The sequence below is a fragment of the Streptomyces sp. NPDC030222 genome (assembly GCF_055573115.1).
Map to the genome: position 1 here is coordinate 1 of NZ_JBVICA010000059.1, position 3,709 is coordinate 3,709.

1 protein-coding gene is annotated in these 3,709 nt (G+C 69.6%); it reads left to right on the forward strand.

Translation table 11 applies throughout. From position 1 onward, the window contains the following. Positions 1-3,709, forward strand: a 3,709-nt coding sequence (locus ACZ4Z5_RS33215; RefSeq protein ID WP_468269988.1) for a type I polyketide synthase, incomplete at both ends; no start/stop codon positions are given.

The following is a 3,709-nucleotide window of genomic DNA, read 5'->3' on the forward strand; positions in this document are numbered from 1 at the left end:
TGCTCGATCTCGGTTCCGAGACCGATGAGGTGTCGGTGGCGGCGATTCCCGCTGCGTTGGCGTCCGGCGAGCCGGAGCTGGCCATCCGCGAGGGTGCCCTCAGCGTGCCGCGGCTGGTTCGCGTGCCTTCGTCGGACAGCGCAGACGAGCATCCGGTCGTGCTCGGTGACCCGTCCGGCACCGTGTTGGTCACCGGTGCCACAGGGGGCCTGGGGCGGCTGTTCGCCCGCCATCTCGTGACGGCCCACGGTGTGCGGCGTCTGCTGCTGACCAGCCGTCGTGGTCCCGCTGCCGAGGACGCCGATGAGCTGATGGCTGAGCTGGCCGGGTTGGGTGCTCACGTCGACCTGGTCGCCTGTGACGTTGCCGACCGGGACGCGCTTGCCGTGCTGCTCGCCGAGGTCCCGGCGGAGCATCCGCTGACGGCTGTGGTTCACACGGCGGGTGTCCTGGACGACGGCATCCTGTCTTCGCTGACTCCGGAGCGGGTCGCGGTGGTGCTGCGTCCGAAGGTGGACGCGGCCTGGAACCTGCACGAGCTGACGCGCGATCTCGACCTGTCTGCCTTCGTGTTGTTCTCGGGGGCGGCTGCCGCGTTCGGTGCGGCGGGTCAGGCGAACTACGCGGCCGCGAACGCGTTCCTGGAGGCGCTGGCCGAGCAGCGCCGTGCGGAGGGCCTGCCTGCCACCGCGCTCGCCTGGGGCCTGTGGGCCCCGCAGGCCGGCAATGGTGGTATGGCTGGTCGGCTGGACGACGCCAACCTGCGCCGCATCGCCCGCGACGGCGTCGATGGACTGACCGCGGACGAGGGACTGTCCCTCTTCGACACGGCGATGACGGTGGATTCGGCTGTGCTCCTGCCGATGCATCTCGATGTCGCGGTGCTGCGGGCACAGGCGGCATCGGCGGGGGCGACGCCGGCGCTGCTGCGAGCCCTGGTGCGGGTGCCGGCACGTCGCACGGTGGAGCAGCGCGACGGTGGCGGGACAGATGCCGGTTCGCCGTTGGTCGCGCGCTTGCTCGGTCTGCCGGCCGCGGAGCACGAGGGTGTGCTGCTGGACCTGGTGTGCGGGCGTGTGGCCGCAGTGCTGGGTCACTCCGGCGCGGAGGCGGTTGATGCCGAACGGGCCTTCAGGGACCTTGGCTTCGACTCCCTGACGGCTGTCGAGCTGCGCAATGTGCTGAAGGCGGAGACCGGTCTGCGGCTGCCCCCGACGCTGATCTTCGACTACCCGACGCCGGCGGGTCTGGCCCGCCATCTGCTCACTGAGCTGGCGCTGAGCAATGGGTTCGATGGTCAGGACGGTGTGCGGGGGCACCTGATGCCGCCCGTACGGTCGACCCCGGGTATTTCCGAGGATCCGATCGTGATCGTGGGCATGGGTTGTCGTTTCCCTGGTGGTGTGCGCACGCCCGAGGATCTGTGGCAGCTGGTGGCCATGGGCGGGGACGGCATCAGCTCCTTCCCGACGGACCGCGGTTGGGATGTGGAGGCGCTGTATCACCCGGATGCGGACCACGCGGGTACTTCGTATACGCGTGAGGGTGGGTTCCTGCACGATGCGGCCGAGTTCGATGCGGCGTTCTTCGGGATCTCGCCGCGTGAGGCTCTGGCGATGGATCCGCAGCAGAGGCTGCTGCTGGAGACCTCGTGGGAGGCGTTCGAGCGTGCCGGTATCGACCCGTCGTCGCTGCGCGGGAGCCGTACCGGTGTCTTCGCAGGCGTCATGTACCACGACTACGCGATGGGTTCGGGAAGCGGTGACCAACTGCCCGAGGGTGTCGAGGGTTACCTCGGCACCGGCACCTCCGGCAGCATCGCCTCGGGCCGCGTCTCGTACGCCTTCGGTCTGGAGGGGCCTGCGGTCACTGTTGATACGGCGTGTTCGTCGTCGCTGGTGGCGTTGCATTGGGCTATGCAGGCGCTGCGTAATGGTGAGTGCGATTTGGCGCTGGCCGGTGGTGTGGCTGTCATGGCGACTCCGGAGACGTTCATCGACTTCAGTCGTCAGCGGGGTCTTTCGGCCGACGGTCGTTGCAGGTCGTTCGCGGAGGCCGCGGACGGCACGGGCTGGGCCGAGGGTGCGGGCATGCTGCTGGTGGAGCGGCAGTCGGACGCCCGGCGCAACGGGCATCCGGTGCTGGCGGTGGTGCGTGGTTCGGCGATCAACCAGGACGGTGCGAGCAATGGTCTGACGGCGCCGAACGGCCCGTCGCAGCAGCGGGTGATCCGTGAGGCTCTGGCGGGTGCGGGTCTGTCTGCCGCTGAGGTGGACGCGGTGGAGGCGCACGGTACGGGTACGCGGTTGGGTGATCCGATCGAGGCGCAGGCGCTGCTGGCGACGTACGGCCAGGACCGCCCAGACGGTCGGCCGCTGCTGCTGGGTTCGATCAAGTCGAACATCGGTCACACGCAGGCCGCGGCGGGTGTCGCGGGTGTGATCAAGATGGTTATGGCGATGCGGCACGGGGTGCTGCCCAGGACCTTGCATGTGGATGCTCCGTCGAGTCGGATCGACTGGGAGGCCGGTGAGGTCAGCTTGCTGACGGAGGCGGTGGACTGGCCGGAGACCGGCCGTCCGCGCCGCGCGGGCATCTCCTCCTTCGGTATCAGCGGCACCAACGCCCACACGATCATCGAGCAGCCGCCCGTGGTGGAGCCGCAGGAGGCGCGGGAGACCGGTGTGCCGGCGCCGATGGTGCCTTGGGCGCTCTCGGCGAAGGGCGAGGAAGCCCTTCGGGCGCAGGCGCGCCGCCTCCAGGACTACGTTCTGGCCGCGCCGAATGCGCGTCCGGTCGACATCGCGTGGTCGCTGGTGGCCGGTCGGGCGTCGTTCGAGGACCGTGCTGCGGTCGTGGCCGCGGACCGTGAGGGTCTGGTGGCCGGTCTCGACGCGCTTGCGGAGGGCCGTTCGGCTGCGGGAGTGGTGAAGGGCTCGCCGGCCTCCGGCAAGGTCGCCTTCCTGTTCACCGGTCAGGGCAGCCAGCGACTCGGAATGGGGCGCGAACTCTACGGCGCCTACCCGGTCTTCGCGGACGCAATGGACACTGTTTGTGCAGGGTTCGATCTCGAACCGCCGTTGAAGCACGTGCTGTTCGGGGATGATGCCGGTCTCCTGGACCGTACCGAGTTCACGCAGCCGGCGCTGTTCGCGGTCGAGGTGGCGTTGTTCCGGCTCGTGGAGAGCTGGGGTCTGCGGCCGGACTTCCTGTCCGGTCACTCGATCGGCGAGATCGCCGCCGCGCACGTGGCCGGCGTCTTCTCGCTGGAGGACGCGTGTGCGCTGGTGGCGGCGCGTGGCCGTCTGATGCAGGCGCTGCCGACCGGCGGTGTGATGATCGCGGTGCAGGCGTCGGAGGACGAGGTCCTGCCGCTGCTGACCGATGGCGTGAGCATCGCTGCGGTCAACGGTCCCCAGTCCGTGGTGGTTGCGGGTGATGAGGACGCGGCGGTTGCGGTCGCGGAGGTCTTCGAGGCGCAGGGCCGGAAGACGAAGCGGCTGACCGTGAGCCACGCGTTCCACTCGCCGCACATGGACGGGATGCTGGACGAGTTCCGCCAGGTGGCGCAGCGGCTGTCGTTCGAGGTCCCGCGCATCCCGGTGGTGTCGAACCTGACTGGCGCGGTCGTCTCCGATGACATGGCTTCGGCGGAGTTCTGGGTGCGGCACGTCCGCGAGGCGGTGCGTTTCCTCGACGGCATGCACGC